This is a genomic window from Nocardioides nematodiphilus, from assembly GCF_020216525.1.
In the GTDB taxonomy this organism is placed as follows: Bacteria; Actinomycetota; Actinomycetes; order Propionibacteriales; family Nocardioidaceae; genus Nocardioides; species Nocardioides nematodiphilus.
Genome location: NZ_JAIWOY010000008.1, coordinates 105,395 through 130,704, shown reverse-complemented (window position 1 = coordinate 130,704; position 25,310 = coordinate 105,395). Strand labels below are relative to the sequence as shown.

At 71.1% G+C, this 25,310-nt stretch carries 24 protein-coding genes and 1 riboswitch; of the genes, 9 read left to right on the top strand and 15 right to left on the bottom strand.

All coding sequences use genetic code 11. From position 1 onward, the window contains the following. The first annotated feature begins 15 nt into the window (after positions 1 to 15). Positions 16 to 1,200 carry a L,D-transpeptidase gene (locus KSO98_RS13940; protein WP_225286248.1) on the top strand — a complete coding sequence of 395 codons (1,185 nt, stop codon included), beginning with the start codon at positions 16 to 18 and terminating at the stop codon, positions 1,198 to 1,200. Positions 1,201 to 1,212: 12 nt separating this feature from the next. On the opposite strand, the gene KSO98_RS13935 is transcribed toward KSO98_RS13940, so the two are convergent. The 5 genes from KSO98_RS13935 to ctaE form a co-directional block, all read right to left on the bottom strand. Continuing rightward, positions 1,213 to 2,244 carry an LLM class flavin-dependent oxidoreductase gene (locus KSO98_RS13935; RefSeq protein WP_225286247.1) on the bottom strand — a complete coding sequence of 344 codons (1,032 nt, stop codon included), beginning with the start codon at positions 2,242 to 2,244 and terminating at the stop codon, positions 1,213 to 1,215. A 76-nt stretch (positions 2,245 to 2,320) separates the two neighbouring features. Next, complete coding sequence (qcrB, locus tag KSO98_RS13930; RefSeq protein ID WP_225286246.1) at positions 2,321 to 3,997, bottom strand: cytochrome bc1 complex cytochrome b subunit; 1,677 nt, start codon at positions 3,995 to 3,997, stop codon at positions 2,321 to 2,323. Then, positions 3,994 to 5,088, bottom strand: a complete 1,095-nt coding sequence (qcrA, locus tag KSO98_RS13925; protein WP_225286245.1) for a cytochrome bc1 complex Rieske iron-sulfur subunit — start codon at positions 5,086 to 5,088, stop codon at positions 3,994 to 3,996. Before qcrA ends, qcrB begins: the two co-directional genes overlap by 4 nt. Next, the gene (qcrC, locus tag KSO98_RS13920; protein WP_225286244.1) at positions 5,085 to 5,960 is read right to left on the bottom strand and encodes a cytochrome bc1 complex diheme cytochrome c subunit; all 876 of its coding nucleotides are present in this window, start codon (positions 5,958 to 5,960) and stop codon (positions 5,085 to 5,087) included. The genes qcrA and qcrC overlap by 4 nt, the downstream gene beginning before the upstream one ends. 31 nt (positions 5,961 to 5,991) lie before the next feature. After that, positions 5,992 to 6,639, bottom strand: a complete 648-nt coding sequence (ctaE, locus tag KSO98_RS13915; protein WP_225286243.1) for an aa3-type cytochrome oxidase subunit III — start codon at positions 6,637 to 6,639, stop codon at positions 5,992 to 5,994. A gap of 63 nt (positions 6,640 to 6,702) precedes the next feature. On the opposite strand from ctaE, the gene KSO98_RS13910 reads away from it, so the two are divergent. From KSO98_RS13910 to trpD, 3 genes are read left to right on the top strand one after another with little or no spacing between them, the layout of a single operon-like run. Further along, positions 6,703 to 7,896 carry a hypothetical protein gene (locus KSO98_RS13910; protein ID WP_225286242.1) on the top strand — a complete coding sequence of 398 codons (1,194 nt, stop codon included), beginning with the start codon at positions 6,703 to 6,705 and terminating at the stop codon, positions 7,894 to 7,896. A gap of 25 nt (positions 7,897 to 7,921) precedes the next feature. Beyond that, on the top strand, positions 7,922 to 8,329 hold the full coding sequence (locus KSO98_RS13905; protein WP_225286241.1) for an Rv3143 family two-component system response regulator: 408 nt from the start codon (positions 7,922 to 7,924) through the stop codon (positions 8,327 to 8,329). A gap of 7 nt (positions 8,330 to 8,336) precedes the next feature. Further along, positions 8,337 to 9,368, top strand: coding sequence for an anthranilate phosphoribosyltransferase (gene trpD, locus KSO98_RS13900; protein WP_225286240.1), 1,032 nt, complete (start codon positions 8,337 to 8,339; stop codon positions 9,366 to 9,368). A gap of 69 nt (positions 9,369 to 9,437) precedes the next feature. Here trpD and KSO98_RS13895 read toward each other — a convergent pair whose 3' ends face one another. Together KSO98_RS13895 and KSO98_RS13890 are read right to left on the bottom strand one after the other, a co-directional pair. Beyond that, positions 9,438 to 9,716, bottom strand: a complete 279-nt coding sequence (locus tag KSO98_RS13895) for an Lrp/AsnC family transcriptional regulator (protein ID WP_225286239.1) — start codon at positions 9,714 to 9,716, stop codon at positions 9,438 to 9,440. A 10-nt stretch (positions 9,717 to 9,726) separates the two neighbouring features. After that, a complete protein-coding gene (locus KSO98_RS13890) occupies positions 9,727 to 11,499 on the bottom strand; it encodes a DEDD exonuclease domain-containing protein (RefSeq protein ID WP_225286237.1) in 1,773 nt (590 codons plus the stop codon). A 169-nt stretch (positions 11,500 to 11,668) separates the two neighbouring features. Between KSO98_RS13890 and KSO98_RS13885 the strand changes: the two genes are divergently transcribed. Continuing rightward, the gene (locus KSO98_RS13885; RefSeq protein ID WP_225286236.1) at positions 11,669 to 12,931 is read left to right on the top strand and encodes an NYN domain-containing protein; all 1,263 of its coding nucleotides are present in this window, start codon (positions 11,669 to 11,671) and stop codon (positions 12,929 to 12,931) included. Here KSO98_RS13885 and KSO98_RS13880 read toward each other — a convergent pair. Continuing rightward, positions 12,879 to 13,832, bottom strand: coding sequence for a phosphatase PAP2 family protein (locus tag KSO98_RS13880; protein ID WP_225286235.1), 954 nt, complete (start codon positions 13,830 to 13,832; stop codon positions 12,879 to 12,881). The genes KSO98_RS13885 and KSO98_RS13880 overlap by 53 nt on opposite strands. Before the next feature lie 90 nt (positions 13,833 to 13,922). On the opposite strand from KSO98_RS13880, the gene KSO98_RS13875 reads away from it, so the two are divergent. The 4 genes from KSO98_RS13875 (at position 13,923) to KSO98_RS13860 (ending at position 18,018) form a co-directional block, all read left to right on the top strand. After that, positions 13,923 to 14,129 carry a hypothetical protein gene (locus KSO98_RS13875; protein ID WP_225286234.1) on the top strand — a complete coding sequence of 69 codons (207 nt, stop codon included), beginning with the start codon at positions 13,923 to 13,925 and terminating at the stop codon, positions 14,127 to 14,129. 147 nt (positions 14,130 to 14,276) lie between these two features. Further along, positions 14,277 to 14,447: riboswitch (cyclic di-AMP (ydaO/yuaA leader) on the top strand. Positions 14,448 to 14,461: 14 nt separating this feature from the next. Continuing rightward, the gene (locus tag KSO98_RS13870; RefSeq protein WP_225286233.1) at positions 14,462 to 15,451 is read left to right on the top strand and encodes a C40 family peptidase; all 990 of its coding nucleotides are present in this window, start codon (positions 14,462 to 14,464) and stop codon (positions 15,449 to 15,451) included. 51 nt (positions 15,452 to 15,502) lie between these two features. Further along, the gene (locus tag KSO98_RS13865; protein ID WP_225286232.1) at positions 15,503 to 16,759 is read left to right on the top strand and encodes a hypothetical protein; all 1,257 of its coding nucleotides are present in this window, start codon (positions 15,503 to 15,505) and stop codon (positions 16,757 to 16,759) included. Further along, positions 16,756 to 18,018: a M48 family metallopeptidase gene (locus KSO98_RS13860; RefSeq protein ID WP_225286231.1), complete on the top strand. Its 1,263-nt coding sequence runs from the start codon at positions 16,756 to 16,758 to the stop codon at positions 18,016 to 18,018. The genes KSO98_RS13865 and KSO98_RS13860 overlap by 4 nt, the downstream gene beginning before the upstream one ends. Before the next feature lie 21 nt (positions 18,019 to 18,039). Here the strand turns inward: KSO98_RS13860 and KSO98_RS13855 are convergent, their stop codons facing one another. From KSO98_RS13855 to KSO98_RS13825, 7 genes are all read right to left on the bottom strand, one after another. Beyond that, positions 18,040 to 18,219, bottom strand: a complete 180-nt coding sequence (locus KSO98_RS13855) for a Flp family type IVb pilin (protein WP_225286230.1) — start codon at positions 18,217 to 18,219, stop codon at positions 18,040 to 18,042. Between the two features lie 84 nt (positions 18,220 to 18,303). Further along, positions 18,304 to 18,522 (bottom strand): Flp family type IVb pilin, encoded by a 219-nt coding sequence (locus KSO98_RS13850; RefSeq protein ID WP_225286229.1) that lies wholly within the window; start codon positions 18,520 to 18,522, stop codon positions 18,304 to 18,306. 150 nt (positions 18,523 to 18,672) lie between these two features. Continuing rightward, on the bottom strand, positions 18,673 to 19,314 hold the full coding sequence (locus KSO98_RS13845) for a response regulator transcription factor (protein WP_225286227.1): 642 nt from the start codon (positions 19,312 to 19,314) through the stop codon (positions 18,673 to 18,675). Positions 19,315 to 19,328: 14 nt separating this feature from the next. Beyond that, on the bottom strand, positions 19,329 to 20,903 hold the full coding sequence (locus KSO98_RS13840; RefSeq protein ID WP_225286226.1) for a sensor histidine kinase: 1,575 nt from the start codon (positions 20,901 to 20,903) through the stop codon (positions 19,329 to 19,331). Positions 20,904 to 20,908: 5 nt separating this feature from the next. After that, positions 20,909 to 21,832 carry a type II secretion system F family protein gene (locus tag KSO98_RS13835; protein WP_225286225.1) on the bottom strand — a complete coding sequence of 308 codons (924 nt, stop codon included), beginning with the start codon at positions 21,830 to 21,832 and terminating at the stop codon, positions 20,909 to 20,911. 1 nt (position 21,833) lies between these two features. Then, positions 21,834 to 23,747 (bottom strand): type II secretion system F family protein, encoded by a 1,914-nt coding sequence (locus KSO98_RS13830; RefSeq protein ID WP_225286224.1) that lies wholly within the window; start codon positions 23,745 to 23,747, stop codon positions 21,834 to 21,836. Further along, positions 23,744 to 25,309 carry a TadA family conjugal transfer-associated ATPase gene (locus KSO98_RS13825; protein ID WP_225286223.1) on the bottom strand — a complete coding sequence of 522 codons (1,566 nt, stop codon included), beginning with the start codon at positions 25,307 to 25,309 and terminating at the stop codon, positions 23,744 to 23,746. Before KSO98_RS13825 ends, KSO98_RS13830 begins: the two co-directional genes overlap by 4 nt. Position 25,310 lies beyond the last annotated feature (1 nt).

Genomic DNA, 25,310 nt, shown 5'->3' with positions numbered 1-25,310 from the left:
GGGACGCGCCTGCGGATGGGGAGCAGTGCTGCCCTGGCGATCGCCGCACTGGCCCTGACCGGCTGTTCCGGCGGCAACGGTGGCGCCGGCCCGGACAGCGCGGCCAACGTGGGCGGCGCGACTGCGGCGAGCGACCCCAGTGCCTCGGCGACCCCGATCAAGATCAGCGCCAACATACGGCCTGCCAAGGCGGTGAAGGTCGACACGGCGGTGACCGTCTCGGCGACCGGCGGCGCCCTCCAGGACGTCGTCGTGCGCGCTGTGGGCGGCAAGAAGCTCCAGGGGACCCTGAGCGCCGACGGGTCCGGCTGGACCGCTGACGGCGGCGCGCTGGAGCCGGGCACCTCGTACGTCATCAACGCGACGCCGGCCGATGGCGGCGCGAAGTGGACCCGGAGGTTCCACACCGAGGACCTGAGCCTGGACCAGCAGACGTACGCCTCGATCTCGCCCTCCGGCGGCACCGTCGGCGTCGGCATGCCGGTGGTCATCCACTTCGACGTCCCGGTGACCGACAAGGCGTCGTTCGAGAAACACCTCAGCGTGCAGTCCACGCCGGCCCAGAAGGGCTCGTGGCACTGGTTCTCCGACACCGAGGTGCACTGGCGGCCCAAGACGTACTGGAAGGCCGGCAGCACCGTCACGGTGAACGCCGACGTCAACAGCGTCGCCGCCGGCGGCGGCATCTACGGCCAGAGCGACAAGACGGCGACCTTCAAGGTCGGTGACAAGCACGTCTACCGGGTCAACATGGACACCGACCAGATGAAGGTCTACTCCAACGACAAGCTCGTCCGTACGATCCCGGTGACCACCGGCCAGCCCGGGTTCATCACCCGCTCCGGCATCAAGGTGATCATCGAGAAGGACGAGAAGCACACGATGAACTCCGAGACCATCGGCATCCCCAAGGGCGACCCCAACTACTACAACATGAAGGACGTCCAGTGGGCCATGCGGATGACCTACTCCGGTGAGTTCATCCACGCCGCCCCGTGGTCGGTCGGCTCGCAGGGTCACGCCAACGTCTCGCACGGCTGCACCGGCATGAGCACGGCCAACGCCGACTGGCTCTTCCACTTCACCCAGATCGGCGACGTGGTCAACGAGTTCGGCACGGACCGGCCCATGGAGGTCACGAACGGCTACGGCGACTGGAACATGTCGTACGCCGACTACAAGGCGGGCTCCGCTCTCTGAGCGACGGCCCGCTCAGGGGGCGAGCAGCTCCTTGACCCGCGGGATGACCTCGGTCCCGTAGAGCTCGATGCAGCGCATCAGCTGCTCGTGCGGCATCGCGCCGTTGCTGTACTTGAGGTCGAAGCGGCTCAGCCCGAGCGTGCGCACCGTCGTGGCGATCTTCTGCGCCACCGTCTCCGCCGACCCGACGAAGAGCGCGCCGTGGTCCGCCTCCTCGTGCAGCTCAGCGATCGTGCTCGGCGCCCAGCCACGTTCGCGGCCGATCCGGTCGCGGCTCGCCTTGAAGTGCGGGAAGAGCAGCTCGCGGGCCTCGGCGTCGTCGTCCCAGACGAAGCCGGGGGAGTGCACGCCGATCGGCAGTCGCGGCTGCTCGGGGTGGAGCTGGTCCAGAGCGCGGTGGTAGAGGTCGACGTACGGGGCGAACCGCTCCGGCGCGCCGCCGATGATCGCCAGCATGAGCGGGAAGCGGTGCCGCGCCGCCCGGACGACCGACTCGGGAGAGCCGCCGACCCCGATCCAGGCGGAGACGCCGTGCTCGGTCTTCGGGAAGACCTCGCCCTCCAGCGGCGGCCGGGTGGTGCCCTGCCACCGTACGGGTCCCTCCGCGCGCAGCGCGGCGAAGATCTCCAGCTTCTCCTCGAAGAGCACCTCGTAGTCGGCCAGGTCGAAGCCGAAGAGCGGGAAGCTCTCGGTGAACGAGCCGCGCCCGAGGGTCACCTCGGCGCGGCCGTGGGAGAGCGCGTCGATCGTGGCGAACCGCTCGTAGACCCGGACCGGGTCGTCCGAGCTGAGCACCGTGACAGCGGTCCCGAGGGTGATCCGCTCGGTCTGCGCCGCCAGGGCCGCCAACACGATGTCGGGGGCGCTGATGGCGAAGTCGGGCCGGTGGTGCTCGCCGACGCTGAACGCGTCGATGCCGACCCGGTCCGCGAGCACTCCCTCAGCGACGACGTTGCGCAGCACCTGGGCGTGGGGGAGGGGGGTGCCGGACGCGTCGCCGGTGACGTCACCGAAGGTGGCGAGGCCGAGCTTCAGGGCGTGCATGGGCTGCCCTTGCCCCGAAATGGACCGAGGCCCCGGGAGCAGTGCTCCCGGGCCCTCAGTATGTCGTGCTGGTCGATCAGTGGCCGTGGCCGCCCTCGAGCTCGTGGGCGTCACCGTGGTCGGCGTGGGCCAGGTGGGCCTGGGCCTCGTCGTACTCGTCGACGGTGGGCTTCTGCACGTCGTCCTCGTAGTAGAGGGTGCGGAGCTTGTCGCGGAGGGTGAGCTTGCCGTTGGCCTTCGGGCCGTCGGCAAGGCCGGCACCCTCGGTGCCACGGTCGCGGACCGTGATGGCGTACGCCTTGCTCTCGCTGATCGGCTTGTGGATCTCGGCGTAGCCACCCTGCGCGGAGCGCATGATGACGCCGGACTCGTAGCCGTGCAGCAGGACCTCGTTGTCGTGACGCTGCAGCGCGATGCACCAGCGACGCGTGATGAAGAAGGCGATCGCCGGACCCACGAACACCAGCACGCGCAGGGCGTAGGTGATGTTGTTGATCGAGGAGTGCAGCTGCGTGGCGATGATGTCGTTGCCACCGGCCAGCCAGAACATCGCGTACCAGGTCATCAGCGAGACGATGAACGCCGTACGGGTCGGCGCGTTGCGCGGGCGCTGGAGGAGGTGGTGCTCACGCTGGTCGCCGGTGATCCAGTTCTCAAGGAACGGCAGGATGGTGACGAGGAGCCACGAGAGCATCGGCATCAGGATGACGGGGATGAAGATGTTCCACGACCACGTCGAGCCCCAGAAGTGCGACTCCCAGCCCGGCATGATGCGCAGCGCGCCGTCGGGCCAGCCCATGTACCAGTCGGGCTGAGCGCCCGCGGTGACCTTGGTCGGGTCGTACGGGCCGAACTTCCACACCGCGTTGATCGACAGCAGCGCACCCATGAGGGCGGCGACGCCGAACGTGATGAAGAAGAAGCCGCCCGCCTTGGCGGCGTAGACCGGGAGCATCGGGTAGCCGACGACGTTGGTCTCCTTGCGGCCCGGGCCGGCCCACTGGGTGTGCTTGTGGTAGACGAGCAGCAGCATGTGGGCGGCGACGAGACCGAGCAGGATGCCCGGGATCAGCAGCACGTGGATCGTGTAGAGGCGCGGGATGATCGAGTCACCCGGGAACTCGCCGCCGAACAGGAAGAACGTGATGTACGTGCCGACGATCGGGATCGCCTGCATGAAGCCGGCGGCCGCGCGGACACCCGTACCCGAGAGCAGGTCGTCGGGCAGCGAGTAGCCGGTGAAGCCCTCGATGGTGCCGAGGATCAGCAGGGTCGAGCCGATGACCCAGTTGAGCTCACGCGGCTTGCGGTACGCACCCGTGAAGGCGACGCGCAGCATGTGGATCATCATCGCCGAGACGAAGAGCATCGCGGCCCAGTGGTGCATCTGGCGCAGCAGGAGGCCGCCGCGGACGTCGAAGGAGATGTGCAGGGTGCTGGCGTACGCCTGCGACATCGAGACGCCGCGCAGGTTCGGGTAGGCGCCCTGGTAGGTGGTCTCGGCCATCGACGGCTGGAACCACAGGGTCAGGAAGACACCCGTGATCAGCAGGACGACGAAGCTCCACAGCGCGATCTCACCGAGCATGAAGGACCAGTGGTCCGGGAAGATCTTGCGGAGGTTCTTCTTGCCCATGGCCGCAAGGCCGAGACGCTCGTCGGACCACGCCGCGATGGCGCCGACCTTGGTCGGCTTGCTCGCGGTCGCCGCCGAGGTGTTGCTCGCGGCAACCTTGCTCGTGTCGACGCTCACTGGGCGTTCTCCTTGTTCCACTCGTTGAAGACCGCGCCCGGCGACTTCGTCTCACGCTCCCAGAAGCTGGGGCCGACGGGCTCGGGGTAGTCGCTCAGCGCGACCAGGAAGCCCTCGTCGTCCAGACCCAGCGGAAGCTGGGGCAGGTGCCGGCCGGCGGGACCGAAGATGACCTTGCCGGAGTCGGCCAGGTCGAACGTGGACTGGTGGCACGGGCACAGCAGGTGGTGCGTGGTGCGCTCGTTCAGCGAGATCGGGCAACCGACGTGGGTGCAGATCTTGGAGTAGGCGACGATGCCGCTGACCGACCAGTTGCGGGTCGCGTCGGAGACGATGTCGTCGGGGTCCATCCGGAGCAGGACGGTCGCGGCCTTGGCCTTCTCGACCTGCAGCTCGGTGCCCTCGATGACGTCGGCCTCGGGGACGGGCTGGCCCTTGTCGGTGCCGAAGAGGATCTCGGCCGAGGAGTTGACCAGATCGCCGATCTCCAGGTCCGCCGGGCGGATCGGGGTGCCGACGACGTCACGCACGACGCGCATGTTCTTGGCCCACACCGTGTGGCGCAGCCTGTCGCCCGGGAGCGGACCGAGGTCGCGCAGCATCACGACGGCGGGGGCGACCAGGAGGCCGACCGAGCCGATCAGGGTGTTACGGATCAGGGGGCGACGGGCGATGCCCGACTCCTCCAGGCCGGCCTGCAGCGCGGCGACGGTGGCGGAGCGGTCGGCCTCGGAGGAGGACGCCGGGTGGCGCTCCTCGACGAGCTCGACATCCGCCATCAGCTTGCGGGCCCACTGGATGACGCCGATGCCGATGAACAGCAGCGCGCCGCCCAGGGAGAGGCCCAGCGCCAGGTTGGAGGCGCCGAGACCCATCACGGTCGGGCCGCCGATGCCACCCTCGATCGTCACGTAGAAGACGACGAAGAGGATGGTGCAGAGGATCGAGAGACCGAAGAGCGAGGCGACCTGGCGCTCGGCGCGGCGCTCGGCCCTCGGGTCGACGTCGGTCGGACGCCAGTGGTGCTCCGGATGCCCCGGATCCGGCAGCAGCGCGTCGGTGTGCGCCTGGATCTCGTGGGAGTCGCTCACTTGGCCGTTCCCTTCTTCTTGTTCGTACGGGCGGAGTGGGCGGCGATCCAGACGGCGAAGGCCACCAAGGAGCCGAGGCCCACGATCCACGCGAAGAGGCCCTCGCTGACCGGGCCCAGGTTGCCGAGGCCGAAGCCGCCGTAGCCGGGCTGGGTCTTCATCGACTCGATGTAGGCGATGACGTCACGCTTCATCTCCGGCGTGATGTTGCCGTTGGAGAAGGTGTCCATCGACTGCGGGCCGGTGAGCATGGCCTCGTAGATGTGCTTGGGGTCGGTGTCGAGCAGCTTCGGCGCGAAGCCACCGCGCGGCATGGCGCCGCCCTCACCGGTGAAGTTGTGGCAGGCGGTGCAGTTGGTCAGGAAGATCTGGCCACCGCGGACGATCGCCTCCTGCTTGGCCTGGTCGCTCATGCCGTCCGTGCTGTAGTCCTCACGGGTCGGGATGGCGGGGCCGGGGGCGAGCGAGGCGACGTAGGCAGCGAGCTGCTCGATCTCCGTCTCGCTGAAGTTCGGCCGCTTCTTCTGGACCTGCGCACCGGGCTGGACCATCGGCATGCGGCCGGTGCCGACCTGGAAGTCGACCGCGGCGGCGCCCACGCCGGCGAGGGCGGGGCCGATCAGCTGGCCGTCCTTGGCCGTCAGGCCCTCGCCGTTCTGCCCGTGGCAGAAGGCGCAGCTGACGAGGAAGAGCTGGCGGCCCTTGGCCGCCATCGCAGCCTGGTCCTGCGCCTCGTCGGCGGAGGAGGACGGCGAGAAGGTGGCGTACAGACCACCGGAGAGGGCCAGGCCCACGAGCAGCATCACCAGGCCGGCGATGGGGCCGCGACGGTGCCGCGAGAGGCGACCGGCGGAGCGGTTCAGGAGACGCACAATCAGTCCTTGATCTTCGCTGGCAGTCGGGCTACTTGATGAGGTAGATGGTCGCGAACAGACCGATCCACACGACGTCGACGAAGTGCCAGTAGTACGACACGACGATGGCGCGAACCGCCTGCTCATGGGTGAAGCGACGGGCCACGAAGGTGCTGGCGATCACGAAGAGGAACGCGATCAGACCACCGGTGACGTGGATGCCGTGGAAGCCGGTCGTCAGGTAGAAGACCGTGCCGTATCCGGAGCTCGGCATGGTGATGCCCTCGTGGATGAGGCTCGCGTACTCGGTCGCCTGACCGGCGACGAAGACCGCACCCATGATGAAGGTCAGCACGAACCACTCGCGCAGGCCCCACTTGTTGATCTGGAGCAGCGAGCCGCTGCGGCCCACCTGCCCGCGCTCGGCGGCGAAGACGCCCCACTGGCAGGTGAAGGAGGAGAGCACCAGGATCGTCGTGTTCACCGAGGCGAACGGGACGTTGAGGTGCTGCGTCTCCTGCGCCCACAGATCGGGACTGACCGCACGGATCGTGTAGTAGGCCGCGAAGAGGGCCGCGAAGAACATCAGCTCGCTGGAGAGCCAGATGATCGTGCCCACGCTGACCATGCTGGGCCGGTCGTGCTGCCCGTGCAGACGGGAGGCCGGAAGAGTCGAAACTGTCGCCACGAGCGCCATTATGTCGGTGTCCGAACCATGAGGGCACCCCGACCCCCTGTCTTGGCGATAGTTTTCCGTCCTGTGAGGCTCATCGACCGGCTGCCGTGGTGGCTGGCCCCCCTCGGAATCTTCGCTCTGACACGCCTCGCCGACGTGTTCGTGATCGCGCATGCCTCCCAGCATCAGGTCGCGATGGACGGCTCGTACGGCATCCATGTGGAGACCCCCAAGCCCGCGGATCCCGGCTATTTCCCCGTGCTGAGCAACTGGGACGGCCAGTGGTACGAGACCGTGGCACGGCACGGCTACCCCCGGGACCTGCCCCTCACCGGACCGGTCCCGCAGACCGCCTGGGCGTTCTATCCGCTCTATCCGGCCATCGTGCGGCTCGTGATGATCATCACGCGACTCGATTTCGCGCCGGCCGCCTCGCTGGTGAGTCTCGCGTGCGCGGGCGCGGGGATGGTGCTGCTCTACCGGATGGTCCTGGACCGCGGCGGCGCCTTCGCCGCCGCGATCACGGTGCTGGGGCTGTGCGCGCTGCCCTCGGCGCCGATCCTGCAGGCCGCCTACACGGAGGGCCTCGCGCTCCTGCTGATCGTGCTGCTGGTCTGGTCGCTGTCGCGACGCTCGTACGACATCGCGCTCGTCACGCTGCTCGGACTCGCGCTCACCAGGCCGCTCGTGATCGCCGCCGCGCCGCTGCTCCTCGTGCACGGCCTGCTCCGCTGGCGCTCGTCGACGGTGCGGCAGCGCTGGTGGATGGGCGGGCTCCTCGCCGCCTCAGGTGTGCTCGTCCTGCTGTGGCCCGGGGTGGCGGCGGTCGTGACCGGTCGCCGCGACGCGTACTTCGCCACCCAGCGGGCCTGGGGCAACCAGCTGGAGCTGAAGCACAGCTATCTGGGGTGGCTCTTCGGCGGCGGGGCCGACGGATCGAGTCGCGACACCGCGGTGACCGCGGTCCTGGTCCTGCTGGTGCTGCTGGTGACCGTGGTCGTGCCCGCTGCTCGGGTCTGGCCGCTCGAGCTGCGGCTGTGGGCGCTCGGCTACGCGCTCTACCTGATGCTGGCGCTGCGCCCGACCTCCTCGATCGAGCGGTACATGCTGCTGGTCGCGATCCCGTGGCTGCCGCTGACCGCCCTCGCGCCCGCGGGCACGCGCAGGTGGGTGCAGGCCTTGGTCTTCGGCGTCGTGCTGGCCCTCGGGATCCGGGTGCAGGTCGGGTGGGTCGGGCACTACCTCATCCCAACCTCAGGATCGATGCTCCCGCCGTAGGCCGCTCGCGAGTAGAGTCGCCGCCGTGACCGCCTCCACGAAGCCGCTCAAGGTGCTCGTCTACAGCGACGACGTCAACGTCCGGAAGCAGGCCATCCTGGCTCTCGGACGCCGACCGCACCCCGATCTCCCCGAGGTCGAGTACGTCGAGGTGGCCACCGAGCCGATCGTCGTGCAGAACTTCGACGCGGGCACGATCGACCTGGCGATCCTGGACGGCGAGGCGGTCCCTGCGGGCGGTATCGGCATCGCCAAGCAGATGAAGGACGAGATCGCGGCCTGCCCGCCCATCGTCGTGCTGACCGGTCGCCCGCAGGACGCCTGGCTGGCGACCTGGTCGCGTGCCGACGCCGCGGTGCCGCAGCCGATGGACCCGATCGTGCTGGCCGAGACCGTGACCGGTCTGCTGCTCGGCACCGCTGTGCCCGCCTGATCCCCGGATGACCACCATCACGTGGCCCGACGTGCTCGGGTCCTTGGTCGCGCGCGCCGACCTCAGCTCCGAGCAGGCCGCCTGGGCGATGGGCGAGATCCTCGCCGGCGCAGCGTCCGACTCCCAGATCGCCGGCTTCGCAGTCGCGCTCCGAGCGAAGGGCGAGACCAGCCACGAGCTCCGCGCGCTCTCCGACGCGATGCTCGCCGTCGCCAATCCGATCAGCGTCTCGGGCCGGCTGCTCGACATCGTCGGCACGGGCGGGGACCGCTCCATGTCGGTGAACATCTCCACGATGTCGGCCATCGTCGCCGCGGGCGCCGGTGCGAAGGTCGTCAAGCACGGCAACCGCTCCGCGTCCTCGCAGTCAGGCTCCGCCGACGTGCTCGAGGCCCTCGGCATCCGGCTCGACCTCCCGATCCCGCAGGTCGCGGCGCTCGCCGAGTCGGCCGGCGTCACCTTCCTCTTCTCGGCCGCCTTCCACCCGGCGATGCGCTTCGCGGCCGTGCCGCGGCGAGAGCTGGGCATCGGCACGACGTTCAACTTCCTCGGCCCGCTCAGCAACCCCGCTCGGCCTCAGGCCAACGCCATCGGCTGCGCTGACGCCCGGATGGCCCCGGTGATGGCCGGCGTCTTCGTGGAGCGCGGCATCGACGCGTGGGTCTTCCGCGGGGACGAGGGCCTCGACGAGCTCACCACCACGACGACCTCGTCCCTGTGGGCCGTGCGCGGCGGTGAGGTCACGCAGCACACCATCGACCCCACGCGGCTCGGCATCGCCCGGGTCAGCGCGGCGGACCTGCGCGGTGGCGACGTCGCGTACAACGCGGACGTGGTGCGGCGGGTGCTCGCCGGCGAGACCGGGCCGGTCCGGGACGCCGTCGTGCTCAACGCCGGTGCGGCGCTGGCGGTCTACGACGACGCCGAGGGCGCGGTCGAGGACCGGCTCGCCGCGGGAGTCGAGCGCGCCGCTGCGGCGATCGACTCAGGTGCTGCGGCGGCCGCGCTGGAGCGCTGGGTCGCCGGCTCGGCCGGCTGACCGGCCGCGGACGGATCCGTCACCCGACCGGGACGGATCCATCACTCGCGCTGCTGCTCGCGAGGTCGCCTAGTCCAGACCGATGGCGAAGGCCGCCTCGAGGTCGTGGCGGGAGTAGGCGCGGAACGCGATGTGCGTCTCGGTGTCCTTCACGCCGGGCACCTTGTTGAGCTTGTCGGCGACCACCGTCGCGATGTCGTCGTGGCTGCGCACCCGGACGAGGACGATCAGGTCGATCGGGCCGGTGACGGAGTAGACCTCGCTGACGCCGTCGATGGCCGCGATCGCGGTGGCGACCTCGGGGATCTGGGAGACCTCGGCGGAGACGTGGACGATGGCGGTGATCACGGGGGCGACGTTACCGGGTCGGGCGGTGCACCGGGGTGAGGTCGCGACGCTCGTCGAAGGGGACCAGGTCGCGGCGGGAGGACTCGACCGCGTCGTGCACGGCCAGGTGGCGGGTGGCGCCGGCGACCGGGCAGGTCCACTCGCCGTCGATGTCGATCAGCCGGATGCCGGGGGACTCGAGCCAGCGCAGCACCAGCTCGCTCTCCTCGGCGCTGGCCGCCGGCACGGGACCGGGAGCGGGCAGCACGGTCTCGGCCGAGGCGCGCAGCTGCTCGACGTAGCCGTGGGCGTCGCCACCCGGCGGCATCGTGCCGGCGGCGGCCAGGCGTCCGCGGCGGACCACGTGCACCTCCCAGCGTCCGTCGTCGCCGCGGCGAGCCGCGACCATCTCGGCGCAGCGGGAGAGGGCGGAGAGCCGCTGGGTGCGGGACGCGGCGCGCAGGAACGCGGCCAGCCGGTCGCGGTGGACACCGGCCTCCTCGAAGCGCTCGGCGGCGGCGAGTGTGCTCATCCGCTCGCTGATCGCGTCGATCACCTCGTCGGGGCGGTGCAGGAGCGTGTCGCGCAGCTGGCGCACGACGGTGTCGTAGGCGGCCTCGTCCGCGCTGCCGTCGCAGGGGGAGAGGCAGCGGCCCATCTCGGCCAGGACGCACGGCGTACGGGCGGCCTTGCGCGCGAGCCGGTCGGAGCACTGCCGGACCGGGAAGGTGTCGTGCAGCACCTGGAGCGCCTTCTCGGCGACCTTGCGCGAGGAGAAGGGCCCCAGGTAGTCGGCCTGGTCGTCGAGGACCCGCTTGACCAGCGAGAGACGGGGCCAGGGCTCGCGGGTGAGCTTGACGAAGTGCATCTTCTCCGGGAAGCGCGAGCGCCGGTTGTAGCGCGGCTTGTGCTCGGCGATCAGCCGGAGCTCGCGGATCTGCGCCTCCAGGGTGGTGGCGCACTCGATGCCGGTCACGGTGGCGGCCAGCCCGACCATCTCGCCCATCCGCGAGCGCGTCTCGGAGGCGGTGAAGTAGGAGCGCACCCGGGTGCGCAGGTCGCGTGAGGTGCCCACGTACAGGACGCGCTCCCGGTCGTCGCGGAACAGGTAGACGCCCGGCGCGTGGGGGAGGGTCTCGGCCAGGTGGCGCTTCTTGCGCTGCGCGGTGGAGACCCGAGCGGAGAACGTCTGCAGCTCCTCCAGGGTGTGGACGCCCAGACCGCCGAGGCGCTCCATCAGGCCGTGCAGCACGTCCACGGTGGCCCGCGCGTCGGACAGGGCCCGGTGGTTGGGCTCCGTGCCGGCGCGGAAGAGCACGGCGAGCGAGGAGAGCTTGCAGTTGGGGGCGTCGTCGCGGGTGATCACCCGGCGGGCGAGCTTGGCGGTGTCGACCACCTCGAACGCGGGCCAGGGCCGGCCCTGCTGGGCGGCGAAGTGTTTGAGGAAGCCGACGTCGAACGGCGCGTTGTGGGCGACCAGCACACACCCCTGTGCGAACTCCAGGAACGCCGGCAGCGCCGACTCGATCCCGGGGGCGTCGGCCACCATCGTGTTGCTGATCCCGGTGAGCACCGCGATGAACGGCGGGATCGCGGTGTGCGGGTTGACCAGGGTCTGGAACTCGCCCAGGATCTCGCCGCCGCGGACCTTCACCGCGCCGATCTCGGTGATCATCGAGCCGCCCTCGGCCGACCCGCCGGTCGTCTCGAGGTCGACCACGCAGAAGGTGATGTCGCGCAGCGGCCGGCCGAGCTCGTCGAAGCTGCGCTGGGTCTCCCATGCGCTCGACGACCGGGGCCGCACAGGTGCTGCGACACTCACCCCCGTACTCGCTTCGCTCCGTGCGGACGCGAGGCACGAGGGGCGTTGCGTTGGATGATTCGCTCGCTTCGCTCTCTCATGCTCGTGACCGTAGACGGGCCCACCGACAATTCCGGGAGGGCACGCGGCGTGCGGCACCTATCCTTCTCCGGTGAGCACCCTGGCAGAGCTTCCGGAGCCGGTACGAGCGCGGATCGCCGCGCTCGCGGCCGCGGTCCTGCCGCAGGTCCCCGACCTTCCCGCTCCGCTGCGGCGCGTCGCGGCGTTCGCGCCCGCACGCCGCGCCAGGAGCGGCGGCACGGCGATCCTCGCCGTGCTCGACCAGGAGACGGAGTCCGAGACCGGACTGCGCGCTCAGGTGGCGGCGCAGCTGCGCTCCGCGGGCATCGAGGCCGGCGCCGAGCCGGCTGACGCCGCCGCGTACGCGTGGCTGAGCCGGCCAGACGGCTGGTCCGACCAGGTCGGCGCCGCGGTCGAGGCGCTCGAGGCCCGGCCGAGCGTGGCTGAGCAGGACCTCGTCCGGCTGCAGAGGCGCGTCGAGGTGCTCGAGGCCGACCTGGCCGAGTCCCGCGAACGCCGCCGCTCCGAGGCGGCCGCGGCCAAGCAGGAGCACACCGTGCTGCGCCGGCGCCTGGGCGAGGCCCGGGCGAGCGGCAAGGAGGCTCTGGCCGGCGTCGAGGAGACCATCGCCGCGGCCGAGGCCGCGCGGGCCGAGGCGGAGGCGAGCGCGGAGGCACTGGCCCGCGAGGTGCGCCAGCTGCGTGCCCGGGTCGCCCAGCTGGAGTCGGAGGCCGGGGAGGACCGCCGCGCGGCTCGTACGGAGCGCGAGTCCGCGACCCTGCGTACCCGCCTCCTCCTCGACACGCTCCTGGAGGCCTCCTCCGGCCTCCAGCGCGAGCTGGGCCTGCCGCCGGCCAGCAGCACGCCCGGGGAGGCCGCCGAGGCCGGCTATGCGGTGCTCGAGGCTCCCGAGCCGGGTCGTATGCGGGGCGTGGCGAGCATCGGGGAGCTCGAGGGCTACCTCGCGATGCCCCGGGCCCGCCTGATCATCGACGGCTACAACGTCACCAAGCAGGCCTGGCCGAGCTCGGCGCTGGACGCCCAGCGGATCAGGCTCATGCAGGCGCTCGCGCCCCTTGTCGCGCGCACCGGGGCCGAGACCACCGTCGTCTTCGACGCGGCGACCGTGCCGGGCGCGGCCGCGCGCCACGTCGCGGGCGCGCCGCGAGGCGTACGCGTGCTCTTCAGCCCGCCCGGCGTGATCGCCGACGACGTCATCCGCGACCTGGTCGCCGCCGAGCCGGCCGGACGGGTGCTGCTGGTGGTCAGCGACGACCAGGCGGTCGCCCGCGACGTCGCGCTCAGCGGAGGTCGGCCGGTGCCGACCGGTCTGCTGCTGCGGGCCGTGCGCTGATCGCCGCCGGCCGTCGCTCGAGGCGGCCGACCACGGCATGCACGGCGAGCGCCAGCGCGATGCCCACGGCCTCGTCGAGCACGTAGTGCTCGGCGTAGAGCAGGAGGGTGAAGCACATCAGCGCGGGGTAGAGCAGCGCGAGCCAGCGCCACCAGCGGGTGCTGCGGTGGATCGCGAAGAGGGCGACCAGCATCGCGGTCGCGGCGTGGAGCGAGGGCATGGCGGCGACCGGGTTGGTCAGCGGCCCGTCGAGCACCCGGGTCAGCTGCAGCCCGATCCCCGACCAGCCGCGGGTCGGGGCGGCCCAGATCGGGGTGGAGACGAGCCCGTCGCGGGCGGCCATCCACGGCGGCGCCATCGGGAAGAGCAGGTACCCGACCAGGCCGGCCAGGTTGAGGGAGACGAACCGCGTCATCCATTGCTTCCACGCGGCGCGGTGGCGCATCCAGAGCATCCACGCGAGGACCCAGGCGGTGAGGAAGTGGGAGAGGTACGTGGTGGTGAGGATCGCGTCGAGCCAGGTGGCGCCCTGCGGCCCGCACGGGCCGTCGCAGATGGCGTACTGGAGGCGCTGGGCGAGGATCTCGCCGCCGCCGAGCCAGCGGTCCACCGCGATCGCCGGCTCGAAGTGCACCGGCAGGCCGAGCAGGTAGATCAGGCCGTAGCTGTAGCTGTACGCCAGCAGGAACAGCACCGGCAGTGACCAGTCGCGGGCGAACGCCACGTGCGAGCGCAGCGGCGCACCGGCGCGGCACGCGATCGTCGCCGCCCACAGCGAGACGAACAGGCTGAGCGGGTCGGAGGGGATGCCGACCAGGGCGGTCCACAGCGCCAGGAGCCCGAGGTAGACGAGGATCGCCGCCGCCCGCAGGGCGACGAGGCGACGATCCAGAGCGGGCATGGCGCCCAGTCTGGTGCACGACGCGCCGTACGACACGCGGAAGTCGGCGCGCGGCCGAAACTGTCAGGGGTGCCTGCGAACGTCCCTGACATGAGCACAACGATCGACTGCGGCACCTGCGTGGTGCGAGGGCTGGAGTGCCACGACTGCGTGGTGACGGTGCTGCTCGGGATGCCTCCCGAGCTGACCATGGGGGAGGACGAGCGTCTCGCGCTCGAGATCCTCGCCGACGGCGGCCTGGTGCCGCCGCTGCGTCTCGTCGAGCCGACGGAGGGCCCGATCGTGGAGTCCGCCTGAGAAAGGTGAGTCGGAAGTGGCCACTGTGACCAATGAGGCACAACACGCGCCCGGAGCGATTGGCACGCCCCGGGAGGCCTCGGTTATGGTCTAGGACACTTGGTGCCCGAGGCAGTGGATCAACAGATCCACGCGGGCACCGCGCTGAGTCGTGAGTCGCCTCCGGGTGGCCCACGAGCCGGGGAACCATCGACGGCCTGGCCGTCATCTGGGGTGAATCTTCCGCGAGGCGTGCCCACCCAGGGCGCGAGGAGCGGAGGTAGGACATGTCGTGTCCGAATCCGTCAGCTCACCCGGTAGGCGTACGACAGAACAAGGGAGAACGCCCGCTCGTGACCCACGGCCGGAACCGACTCATCGCTGCTGGTGTTGCGACGCTCGCCGTCGCCGGAGTCGTCGGGATGCTGCCCAGCACGCCCGCACAGGCAGCCCCCTCCATCAAGGACGTCCAGGCGAAGGTCGACGACCTCTACCGCCAGGCCGAGGTCGCAGGCGAGCGCTTCGATGCCGCCAACCTGCGTCTCAAGCAGCTCCGCGCCGAGCTGGAGGACCTCCAGGCCGACCAGAAGCACCAGGGCGAGCAGCTCAGCGGCGTGCGCGACCAGGTCCGCGACTCCGTGCTGAGCCAGTTCGAGGGCTCGAACATGTCCGCGGTCGGCCAGGTCGTGACCAGCGAGGACCCGAAGGTCTTCCTCGCCGGGCTCTCCACGATGTCGGCCTACGACGGCATCCAGAACAGCCTGCTCACCGACTACGCCAACCAGGTCAACGCGCTCGACCTGCGTCGCGAGGCCACCGCCCACCGCACCGATCAGGTCGCGGACACCGAGGCCGACCTCAAGAAGGCCAAGGCCGAGATCGACGACAAGCTCGCCGAGGCCAAGAAGGTGCTCGACGGCCTCCAGGCCGATCAGCGCGAGGCGCTCCTGTCCCGTGACTCGACCCGCGTCTCGGCCGCCGACATCGGCGCGAGCGGCAGCGCCGCCTCCGCGATCGCGTTCGCGATGGCGCAGGTCGGCAAGGCGTACGTCTACGGCGCCGCCGGCGACAGCGCGTACGACTGCTCCGGCCTGACCATGCGCGCCTGGGGTGCCGCCGGCGTCTCGCTGCCGCACTCCTCGGCCGCGCAGTACAACTCCGGTCGCCACATCTCCGAGTCCGAGCTCCAGCCCGGCGACCTGGTCTTCTACTACAGCCCGATCAGCCACGTCGGCATGTACATCGGCAACGGCATGATCGTGAACGCCGAGAACCCGAGCGTCGGCGTGAAGGTCACCAGCCTGCACGAGATGCCGTACGTCGGCGCCGTCCGCCCGGGCTGAGCGACCGAGCCTGTCGACAGACCCGACCACGGGTCTGATTGACTCGGCGCCATGACTGCCACGGACCGTTCCTCCTCGCGAGGGGCGGTCCGCAGTCGTCTCTGGCCCGGTGTGCTCGTGGGCCTGGTGATCGTGGTCCTCGTGGCCGGCCTGCTCGTCTGGCGGGCGCGGGACGACACCTACGTCGTCCCGGCCGCCGGCCGCAGCGCCGAGCGGCCTGCCGCCGAGCAGCCGACGGCCGCCGCCGCGGCCCTGGCGGCCTGGGGCAGGTCCATCGCCGACCACCGGCCCGGCGAGGCTCCCGGCTCCGCTGCGAGGACGGCCGCGGAGAACGCGGACCGGCTCCGGGTACAGCACTTCAGCGCTCGCTACCTCGCGGTGGACGGCGCGGTCGCCGCCGACGGGTCCTGGACGGCCGACGTGGCGCTGACCTGGCGCTTCGCCGGATTCGACACCGCCGACGCCAGCGAGGAGGTGGGGGTGACCTTCGCGCCCTCCGACAGCGGTGACGGCGTCGAGATCACCAGGTTCGGCGGTGGCGGCGCTCGACTGCCCGTGTGGCTCAGCGGCCCGGTGCAGGTGCGGCGTACGGGCGAGACCATGGTAGTGCTCGCCGGATCGGACGCGGCCGCCGGGCAGCGTGCCGACCGCTTCGACGCCCTCGCGGTCCGCGCTGTCGCGACGGTCCGCCGGGTGCTGCCCTGGCCCCACCCGGCCCTGGTGCTCGAGGTGCCGGCCGACCAGGCCGGCCTCGAGCAGATGATGGGCGCCGAGACCGACAGCTTCCACGGTGTCGCCGCGGTGACCGCGACCGTCGACGGCAGCGCGTCCGGCCCGGTGCACGTACTGGTCAACCCGCAGGTGATCGGCGGTCTCAACACCGAGGGCGCGCAGATCGTGCTGAGCCACGAGGCCGTCCACGCCGCCACCTTCGCCGCCGATGCGGCGGTCCCGTCCTGGCTGCTGGAGGGCTTCGCCGACTACGTGGCGCTGCGCGATGTGCGGCTGCCGCTCAGCACCACCGCCCGCCAGATCATCGCGGAGGTACGCGCGGACGGGGTGCCGCACCGGCTGCCCGGCGCGGCGGAGTTCAACGACCAGTCCGAGACCTTCGGGGCCGAGTACGAGGCCGCCTGGCTGGCCTGCCGTCTCCTCGCCCGGATCGCGGGGGAGCCGGCGCTGGTCCGCGTCTACGACGACGTCCGGGACGGCGCAGCCATCGATGCCGCGCTGCGCCGAGAGACCGGGCTCAGCGTCGCCGCCTTCACCGCACGTTGGCGGCAGGAGCTCACGGAGCTCGCTCGATGACGAGCACGGTGCGGCGACTGCCGGTCGCGATGACCGCCGCAGCGGCCATCGCGTTCATCGTCCTCGCGATCGTCCTGGTGCCGTGGCATCCCTACCCGGGTGGTGCGCTCCGGGCCCCCGGCGTCGACACCGTCTTCACCGCCGAGCAGCTGCAGCGCGCCACCACGTACTCCCACGTCGCCCGCTGGGTCGGCCGTACGTCGCTCCTGGTCTCGCTCGCCTTCGCCTGCGTGCTCGGCTTCACCCGCTTCGGCCCCGCGGTGGCACGGCGCCTGCCCCGCCCGTGGTGGCTGCGCGCGCTGGCGCTCGTGGTGCTGGTCACCGTCCTGGGCAGGATCGTCACGCTCCCCTTCGGGGTCGTGCTCCAGCACCAGCAGCGCCGCTACGGCCTCTCGCGGCAGAGCTGGCCGTCGTACCTCCAGGATCTGGCGCTCGGCACCCTGGTCTCGGTGGTCGCGACCTCGATCGCGATCCTGGTGCTGCTCGGCATCATGCGCCGCTGGCCTCGGGTGTGGCCCGCCATCGCCGGCACCGTGCTCGCGGCGCTGGTGCTGATCGGGTCGTTCGTCTATCCGGTGCTCGTGCAGCCGTTGTTCAACGACTTCCGCTCGCTGCCGGACGGCACGTTGCGCACGCAGGTCATGCAGATCGCGGCCCAGGAGGGTGTGCGGCTCGACGACGTCCTGGTCGCGGACGCCTCGCGGCGCACCACCCAGATCAACGCGTACGTCACCGGCTTCGGCTCGACCCGCCGGGTCGTGCTCTACGACAACCTCATCGACTCGCTGCCGCGCGGCGAGGTGCTGTCGGTGGTGGCGCACGAGCTCGGCCACGCCAAGCACGACGACGTGCTCGTGGGCACCCTGCTCGGGGTGGCTGCTGCCTTCTTCGGCGTCGGTCTGCTGGGGCTGCTGCTCGGGCCGCTGACCAGACGATGGGCAGACCCAAGTGCAGACTCGGCGGTCACAGGTGCCGACTCAGCGGGGCTCGTCCCACTCCTGCTCGCCCTGTTCGCGATCGGGTCGGTGCTGTCGCTGCCGGTGCAGAACACGATCAGCCGGCAGATCGAGACCCGGGCCGATGTGACGGCGCTGCGGGTGACGCAGGACGAGGCGTCGTTCGTGGCGCTGCAGAAGCGGCTCGCGATCAGCTCGCTGGCCGATCCGACGCCGCCGGCGTGGTCACAGTTCGTCTTCGGTTCCCATCCGACGGCCCTGCAGAGGATCGCTTTGGCGGGGCGGGTGCTGGGCGGTCGGTGAGCCGGACGAGCGGTGGGTGGTCTAGCAGGCGGCCTGGCTGGTCTGCGCTGCGACGGTGTTGCAGGTGTTGTGGAACATGTTGCTGACCTTGCCGCCGAAGGTGAAGACCACCAGCGCGATGAGGGCCGCGACGCCGGCCGCGAGCAGTGCGTACTCGACGGCCGAGGCGGCTCGGTCGGTACGCCGTGACGTTCTGGTCATCCTCATCCCTCCCGATGATGTGGCGATCGAGGTGAGGCGCCGCAGCGGGGCTGCGGCGCCTCGTGCTCCCTCGGAATCACGTGCTCAGGTGCAGTTGGTGCCCGCGGCCGGGGCAGTGCCGTTGGCGGCGATGGTCTGGCAGGTGTCGTCGAAGATGTTCTTGATCTTGCCGCCGAAGGTGAAGACCACCGCGACGATCACCGCGGCGATGCCCGCGACCAGCAGGCCGTACTCGACGGCCGAGGCGCCGCGGTCGTTGTCGCGGCGTCGCATCGTGAACATGTTGTTCAGGTAGTTCAGCATGGGAAGCCCCCCTTGATTCGTTCCCCCACCGGCGAGGCTGCTGCACCGCCGGACACGACAATGGTGAGGGGTGGAGGGTGTCTCCCGGATCGGGCGAAGGTGCCTGAGGCCCTAGTCCTTTCTGACTAGTGTCAGGACCTCGCTGACGACTCAGGCGCCGTTGGGCCTGATGCTGGAGAGGAGGCCGGTACGCATCGCGGTGACCAGCGCCTGGGCGCGGTTGGCGGCGCCGAGCTTCTGGTAGATCCGGGCGATGTGCGACTTCGCGGTCGACTCGGAGAGGTAGAGCCGCTCGCCGATCGCGGCCGCACCCAGTCCGTCGGCCAGCAGCAGGAGCACGTCGTGCTCGCGCTCGGAGAGCCGGGTCGACTCGCTGCTCTGGCGGCGCATCATCGCCCCGACGAGGCCCGAGCACACGAAGGATCGCGGCGAGACCGCGGCGTGGCGCGCGGCCCGTACGACCTCCTGGGAGGGGGCGTCCTTGCCGACGAAGCCGGACGCGCCGCCCTCCATGGCGGCGAAGATCTGGTCGTCGCCCGAGTGCATGGTCAGCACCACCACGCCGGTCTTGTCGCTCTTGGCCCGGATGGCGCGCAGGATGTCGAGTCCGGTGCCGTCCTGGAGCTGCAGGTCGACCACGACGACGTCGGGCGAGATCCGCTCGTAGGTCGCCAGCGCCTCGGCGACCGAGCCCGCCTGCGCCACCACATCGAGGTCCTCCTCGAGGTTGATCACCCCGGCCAGGCCCTCGCGGATGAGCTCGTGGTCGTCCACCAACAGCACCGTGGTCATGCGAATCTCCTCTGTCATGTCCCGACGATCTCGACCGTGACGCTCAACCCGCCACTCTCACGCCCCACGATGTCGAGGGAAGCGTTGATGAGCAAGGCCCGTTCCCGCATGATCGACAGACCATGCGAGTCCTGGCGGGGCGCCTGCATCCCGCGGCCGTCGTCGCTCACTGTGATCCTGGCGTGGGGTGCGCGCACCTGGCAGTGCACCTCGATGGCGCTGGCGCGGGCGTGCTTGATCGCGTTGTTCATCGCCTCCTGGGTGATCCGGAAGAGCTCGGCCTCGACCTCCGGACGCAGCCGGTCGGTGGTCTCGTCGAGGATCACGTGGATCGGCACCCCCGAGACCTCGGTCAGATTGCGCGCGATCGAGCCGATCGCGGCGCCCAGGCTCTCGCTGGTGCCGACCGAGGTGCGCAGGTTGACCAGGGAGCGGCGGATCTCGGCGACCACGGCGGTGATCCGCTCGCGCAGCACCGCGATGCGCTCGGTCTGCTGCGGGGTGGTGGCCGTGCCGGCGAGGGCGTCGACGAGGTAGCCGAGCCCGGCGATGTCCTGCGCGACGCCGTCGTGCATCTCGCGGGCGAGGCGGCGGCGCTCCTCGGCGGTGGCCGAGTCGCGGAAGGCGGCGAAGAGCAGGGCGGTGTCCAGGTGGACGGTGCTGGCCTGGAGGTGCCGGTGCAGCTTCGTCAGGCGCCCGTACAGGTCCAGCCCCTCGGCCGAGACTCGGCCGGAGAGCTCGCCGACCACGACCCCCGAGACGGTCGCGTCGTGTGTGGACGTCAGCGGGATGGCGAAGAGGTTGCCGCGACGGTGCACGGCGGCGGTGTTCCAGGCGGTCACCGCGGCGCTCTCGGCGCCGTCGTTGAGCGGGATCTCGTGCTCGTGCGAGACCAGGGGGATGAGCGCGTCGCCGCGCGGGATGTAGAGCGAGAGCGCCCCGGTCGGCAGCTCGTCGGTGACCTGGGCGAGGATCCCGCCACCGAGGGCCATCGCGTCCAGGCCCTCGTCGAACTCGTCGCTCAGGTCGATCAGCCGGCGCAGCAGGGACTGTGCGTAGCGGTAGGGCGCGAGCGGATCGGCCCGCTGCTGCAGCGCCGTGTGCAGGAAGCTGCCGATCATGCCGACGCCGATGCCGGCGAAGCACCAGCTGAAGATGTTGTAGCCCTCGTCGGTCGTGATGCCATGGGCGACGGCGAGGGCCGCTGTGATCACCGCGAACAGCGAGGTCGAGAGGGCCAGCACCGCCCCCCAGATGCCGCGGTAGACCCCAGCGGTGAACGGCACGACCGCGAGTCCCGCCAGCACGACCGGCTGGTGGTCGATCACCGTGCCTGAGATGAGCCCGATGCCCGCGGCCTCCAGACCACCGAGCACGTCGATGCCGACCCTGCTGCGCCACTCCAGCACGGTCACGACGGTCCACATCACTGCGATCGCGCCGAGAGCCACCAGCGCGCCGCCGTCGCGGGCCCAGAGGAGCGGCACGATCATCGCCGCGACGGCGAAGGCGCGCGCGAGGGCCGCTGCCCGTCGGTGGTGGAGATCGACCGTCGGAGCGGACTGATCGGACGCGAGACTGTTGGGCATGGGTCTTAGAAGTGGGCGTTCATGATGTTGAGGACGGCCGGGCCCATCACCGGGATGAACAGGCACGGCAGGATGAAGAAGATCAACGGCACCGTCATCTTCACCGGCACCTGCTGCGCCTTCGCCTCCGCCCACTGGCGGCGCTTGACCCGGATCTCGCTGGCCTGGACCCGGAGGACCTGACCGACCGGGATGCCGAAGCTGTCCGCCTGCACCATCGCACCGACGAACGTCCGCACGTCGTCGACGTTGCACCGGTCGGCGAGCCCGCGCAGGGCGCCGGAGCGGCCGTTGCCCAGCTGCATCTCCCGCAGCATGCGCATGAACTCGTCGGCGAGGGGCCCCTCGGTCTTGGTCGCCACCTGCTGCACGGCCGCGTCGAAGCCGAGGCCGGCCTCGACGCTGATCGTCATCAGGTCGATCGCGTCGGCGAGGTCCCGCTGGATCCGCTCGGCGCGGTCGTAGGCGCGCTGGTAGAGGTACAGGTCGGGCGCGAAGAATCCCAGCACCAGACCGATCACGGCGATGACCACGCCGGTGAGGAAGGTGCGGTCCAGCAGCACGCCGATCAGCGCTCCGAGAGCGAGTCCGACGCAGGCCCCGAGCACCTTGCTGGAGACGACCCGGTCGACGGTCCAGCCGGCCGGATTGCCGGCGGCGTCGAGCCGTCGCCGAATCCGGTCGGCGGCGCCCGCGCCGCTGATGCGGCGACCGACGGTCAGCGCCCGTGCCCGCAGGGGCTCGATCACGCGGTCGGCGAACGGCAGGTCGAGCTCGCGGGTGAGCTCCTTGGGCGCGCCGCCCATCGCCTCGAGCACTGCGAGGGATCGGTTGACGCCCGCCGACTCCTCGTCCGTGCGCAATGCCAGGGTGAACAGCACCAGCGCGGCGATCAGCAGCAACACCGCCAGGACCAGGATCAGGACCACTTCACACCTCCACCTTGACGATCCTGCTCATCCACCAGACCCCGATACCCAGCCAGACCACGCCGAAGAGCAGCATGACGATGCCACGTGGGTCGTGGAACAGCGGATGGAGGTACGCCGCATTGGTGAGCAGCAGGTAGAGCATGAAGACCGGCGGTAGGCCGCCGATGATCCATGCCGACAGCCGCCCCTCGGCGGAGAGCGCACCGACCTGGCGTCGCAGGTACTGCCGTTCCCGCAGGGTCGCGGCGACGGTGTTGAACAGCTCGGCGAGGTTGCCGCCCACCTGGCGCTGGATCCGGATCGCCATCACGACCCAGCCGAAGTCGGGGCTGTCGAAGCGGGCCGCGATGCCCTCGAGGGCGTCCTCGACGTCGACGCCGAGCCGGGTCTCGACCAGCGCGCGGCGGAACTCGCCGGCGATCGGCTCCGCGCCCTCGCGGACGACGGTGTCGACCGTCTGGGGGAGCGAGAGCCCGGCCGAGAGCGAGCCGGCCATGAGCTGGAGCGTGTCGGGCAGCGCCTCGGCGAAGCGCCGGCGACGCTGGCTGCGGCGCAGCGAGAGGTAGAGCCACGGGCCGACGAGCCCGAGGGCCAGGAAGAGCAGCCCGACCACGACGCCACCGCGACCGAGCAGCAGCCCGAGCAGGGTGACGCCGACCGCCAGCACGATGTGGAGCAGCAGCCACTCGGCCGGCTTGAGGTCGCTGCCGGCGCCGTCGAGTGCCCGCGCGATCCGGGCCTCCATCGAGGCGTTGCGCTTGAGCAGGTCCGCGGCGGCCGTACGGGCCGAGGAGAGCACCTGCTGCGCCTCGATCCGGGCGCCGCCGGGCGCCGCCTCCGGATGCGTGCCGCTGGTGCGCTCGGTGTAGGTGGTCACCAGCGCCTCGGCGGGTGAGGTGGTGGAGCGGGGGAGGAGGGCGACCACGATCCCGAAGAGGCCCACGGCGATCGCGGCGCCGCCCGCGTAGAGCGACCAGCCCGGCAGAGTCCGGCCGTGCTCGGGGGTCGCCTCCGCAGGGGCGGAGGTGGGCGCGGCCGCCTGCAGATCGTTGTCGTACGCGGAGGCGCTCAGGCTGTCGCCGTCGCTCGTCGGGAGGGTGACCGAGACGGTGCCCTGGGTCGCGGTCAGGCCGTCGGGGATGTCGGCGGTCACCAGCACCTGTCGGGCCAGCGCGCTCGCCTGGTCGGCGAACGCGGTGGCCAGCGCGGACGTGTCGGACGCGATCACGGCGCCCTTGCCGGCCGCAGCGAGCTGCTGGAGCGCGGCGTTGGCCTTGCCGCCGTGGTCGACGGCGACCACCTGCACCAGCGCGTCGACCTGCTTGATGGCGGCGGCCGTCCTGGTGAGGGAGGCGCCGCTGCGGGTGTCGGCGCCGTCGGAGAGGACCAGCAGGGAGCGCTGGCCCTCGGAGCCCGCGTCGTCGAGCGCTGTCCGTACGCCGTCGTAGAGCAGGGTGCCGCCGCTGAGCGTGAGCCCGGCGAGGGTGCTGGCGGCGTGGCTGCGGTCCTGGGTCGGTGGGAGCGCGGTGCGCACCGCGCCGCCGAAGGTGACCACGCCGAGGTAGACGTCCTTCGGGAGGGCGGCGATGAAGGCGGCGGCGGCGCTCTTCGCGGCCGCGAACTTCGCGCCGGTCATGGACGTGCTGGTGTCCATCGCCAGGATCGCCGTGCGCCGGATCTCGCCGGAGTCCCCGGCCTGCGCGGTGGCGGGAGCGTCCTGGCCGGCGATCGACACGGTCACTGCGCCCAGGTCGACGGCGCTGTCGGCCGGGACCGAGACCAGCAGCGAGACTCCGCCGGGGCGCTGCTCGAAGTGGCTGATCCGGGCCCCGCCGTCGGCGGCGTACGCGGGCGTGAGACCCACCAGCGCCAGCAGGACCACGGCGCAGGCGAGCAGCAGCCGCCGGATCATCGGTAGCGGTCCGTCGCGAAGAGCAGCGGGTCGACGGTGACGTTGGCGTACGACATCTTGTCCAGGACCTTGGGGCGCAGGCCGGTTGGGCGCAGGTGGCCCAGTGCGCGCCCGTCCTTGTCGAAACCGGCGGCGGTGTCGAAGGTGAAGATGTCCTGGAGGGTGATCACCTCGCCCTCCATCCGCTCGACCTCCGTGATGTGGGTGATCCGGCGCGAGCCGTCCTTGAAGCGGGTCTGGTGCACGATCAGGTCGACCGCGGAGGCGACCTGCTCGCGGATGGCGCGCACGGGCAGCTCCATCCCGGCCATCAGCACCATCGTCTCCAGGCGCGAGAGCGTGTCGCGGGGGCCGTTGGAGTGCAGGGTGCAGATGGAGCCGTCGTGGCCGGTGTTCATCGCCTGCAGCATGTCGAGAGCCGAGGCGTCGCGGACCTCGCCGACGATGATCCGGTCGGGGCGCATGCGCAGGCTGTTGCGGACCAGGTCGCGGATCGTCACGGCGCCCTTGCCCTCGATGTTGGCCGGGCGTGACTCCAGGCGGACCACGTGGGCCTGCTTGAGCTGGAGCTCGGCGGCGTCCTCGATGGTGACGATCCGCTCGTCGTCGGGAATGAAGCCCGACAGCACGTTGAGGGTGGTCGTCTTCCCGGCGCCGGTGGAGCCGGAGACGATGATGTTCAGCCGCCCACGCACCGCCGCCTCGAGGAAGTCGCGGGACGCGTCCGTCAACGAGCCGAAGCGGACCAGGTCGGCCACCGTGTACGGATCGGTGGCGAACTTGCGGATCGTCAGCGCCGAGCCGTCGATCGACAGCGGGGGGACCACGGCGTTGACGCGGGAGCCGTCGGCGAGACGGGCGTCGACCATGGGGGAGGACTCGTCCACGCGCCGGCCGATCCGGGAGACGATCTTGTCGATCGTGCGGCGCAGGTGGGCCTCGTCGGTGAAGTGGGCGTCGGCCCTCTCCAGCCGACCGTGCCGCTCCAGCCAGACGCTGTCATGGCCGTTGACCATCACCTCGGAGACGTCCGGGTCGCGCAGATAGGTCTCGATCGGGCCGTAGCCCAGGATGTCGTCGGTGATCTCCTGCGTCACCCGGGCCCGGTCGCTGGTCGACAGCGGACGCTCCTGGCTGCCGAGGACGTCGGCGAGGACCGTACGGACCTGCCGGTCGAGCTCCTGCTGATCCATCTCCACGTCGTAGAGGTGCGGGCCGAGCTGCTTGAGCAGCTCGGCGTGGACGCTCGCCTTGAGCTCCTCGGTGCGCTCCTGCTGCTGGGCGACGAGCGAGCGGCGCTGCGGGATGTCGCTCGTCGGGGTGCTCGCGGGCGTACGGACGGGACCCTCGGCGCGGCGCTTGCCCGGAGTGGACGGGGTCGCGGCAGGACGCGACTCGGCCTCGGCGGCCGCGTCCTCCAGCGCCGGCTCGACGCTCTCGCCGGGGGTCGTGTCGGGAGCGGTGGTGTCGGCGGGCGCGGGCTCCTGCGTCGTGGGGCGGGCCGCGGCGGCCTGCGCCGCCTCCTGGCGGGCCGCGGCCAGCCGCTCGGCGAGGCTGGTCACG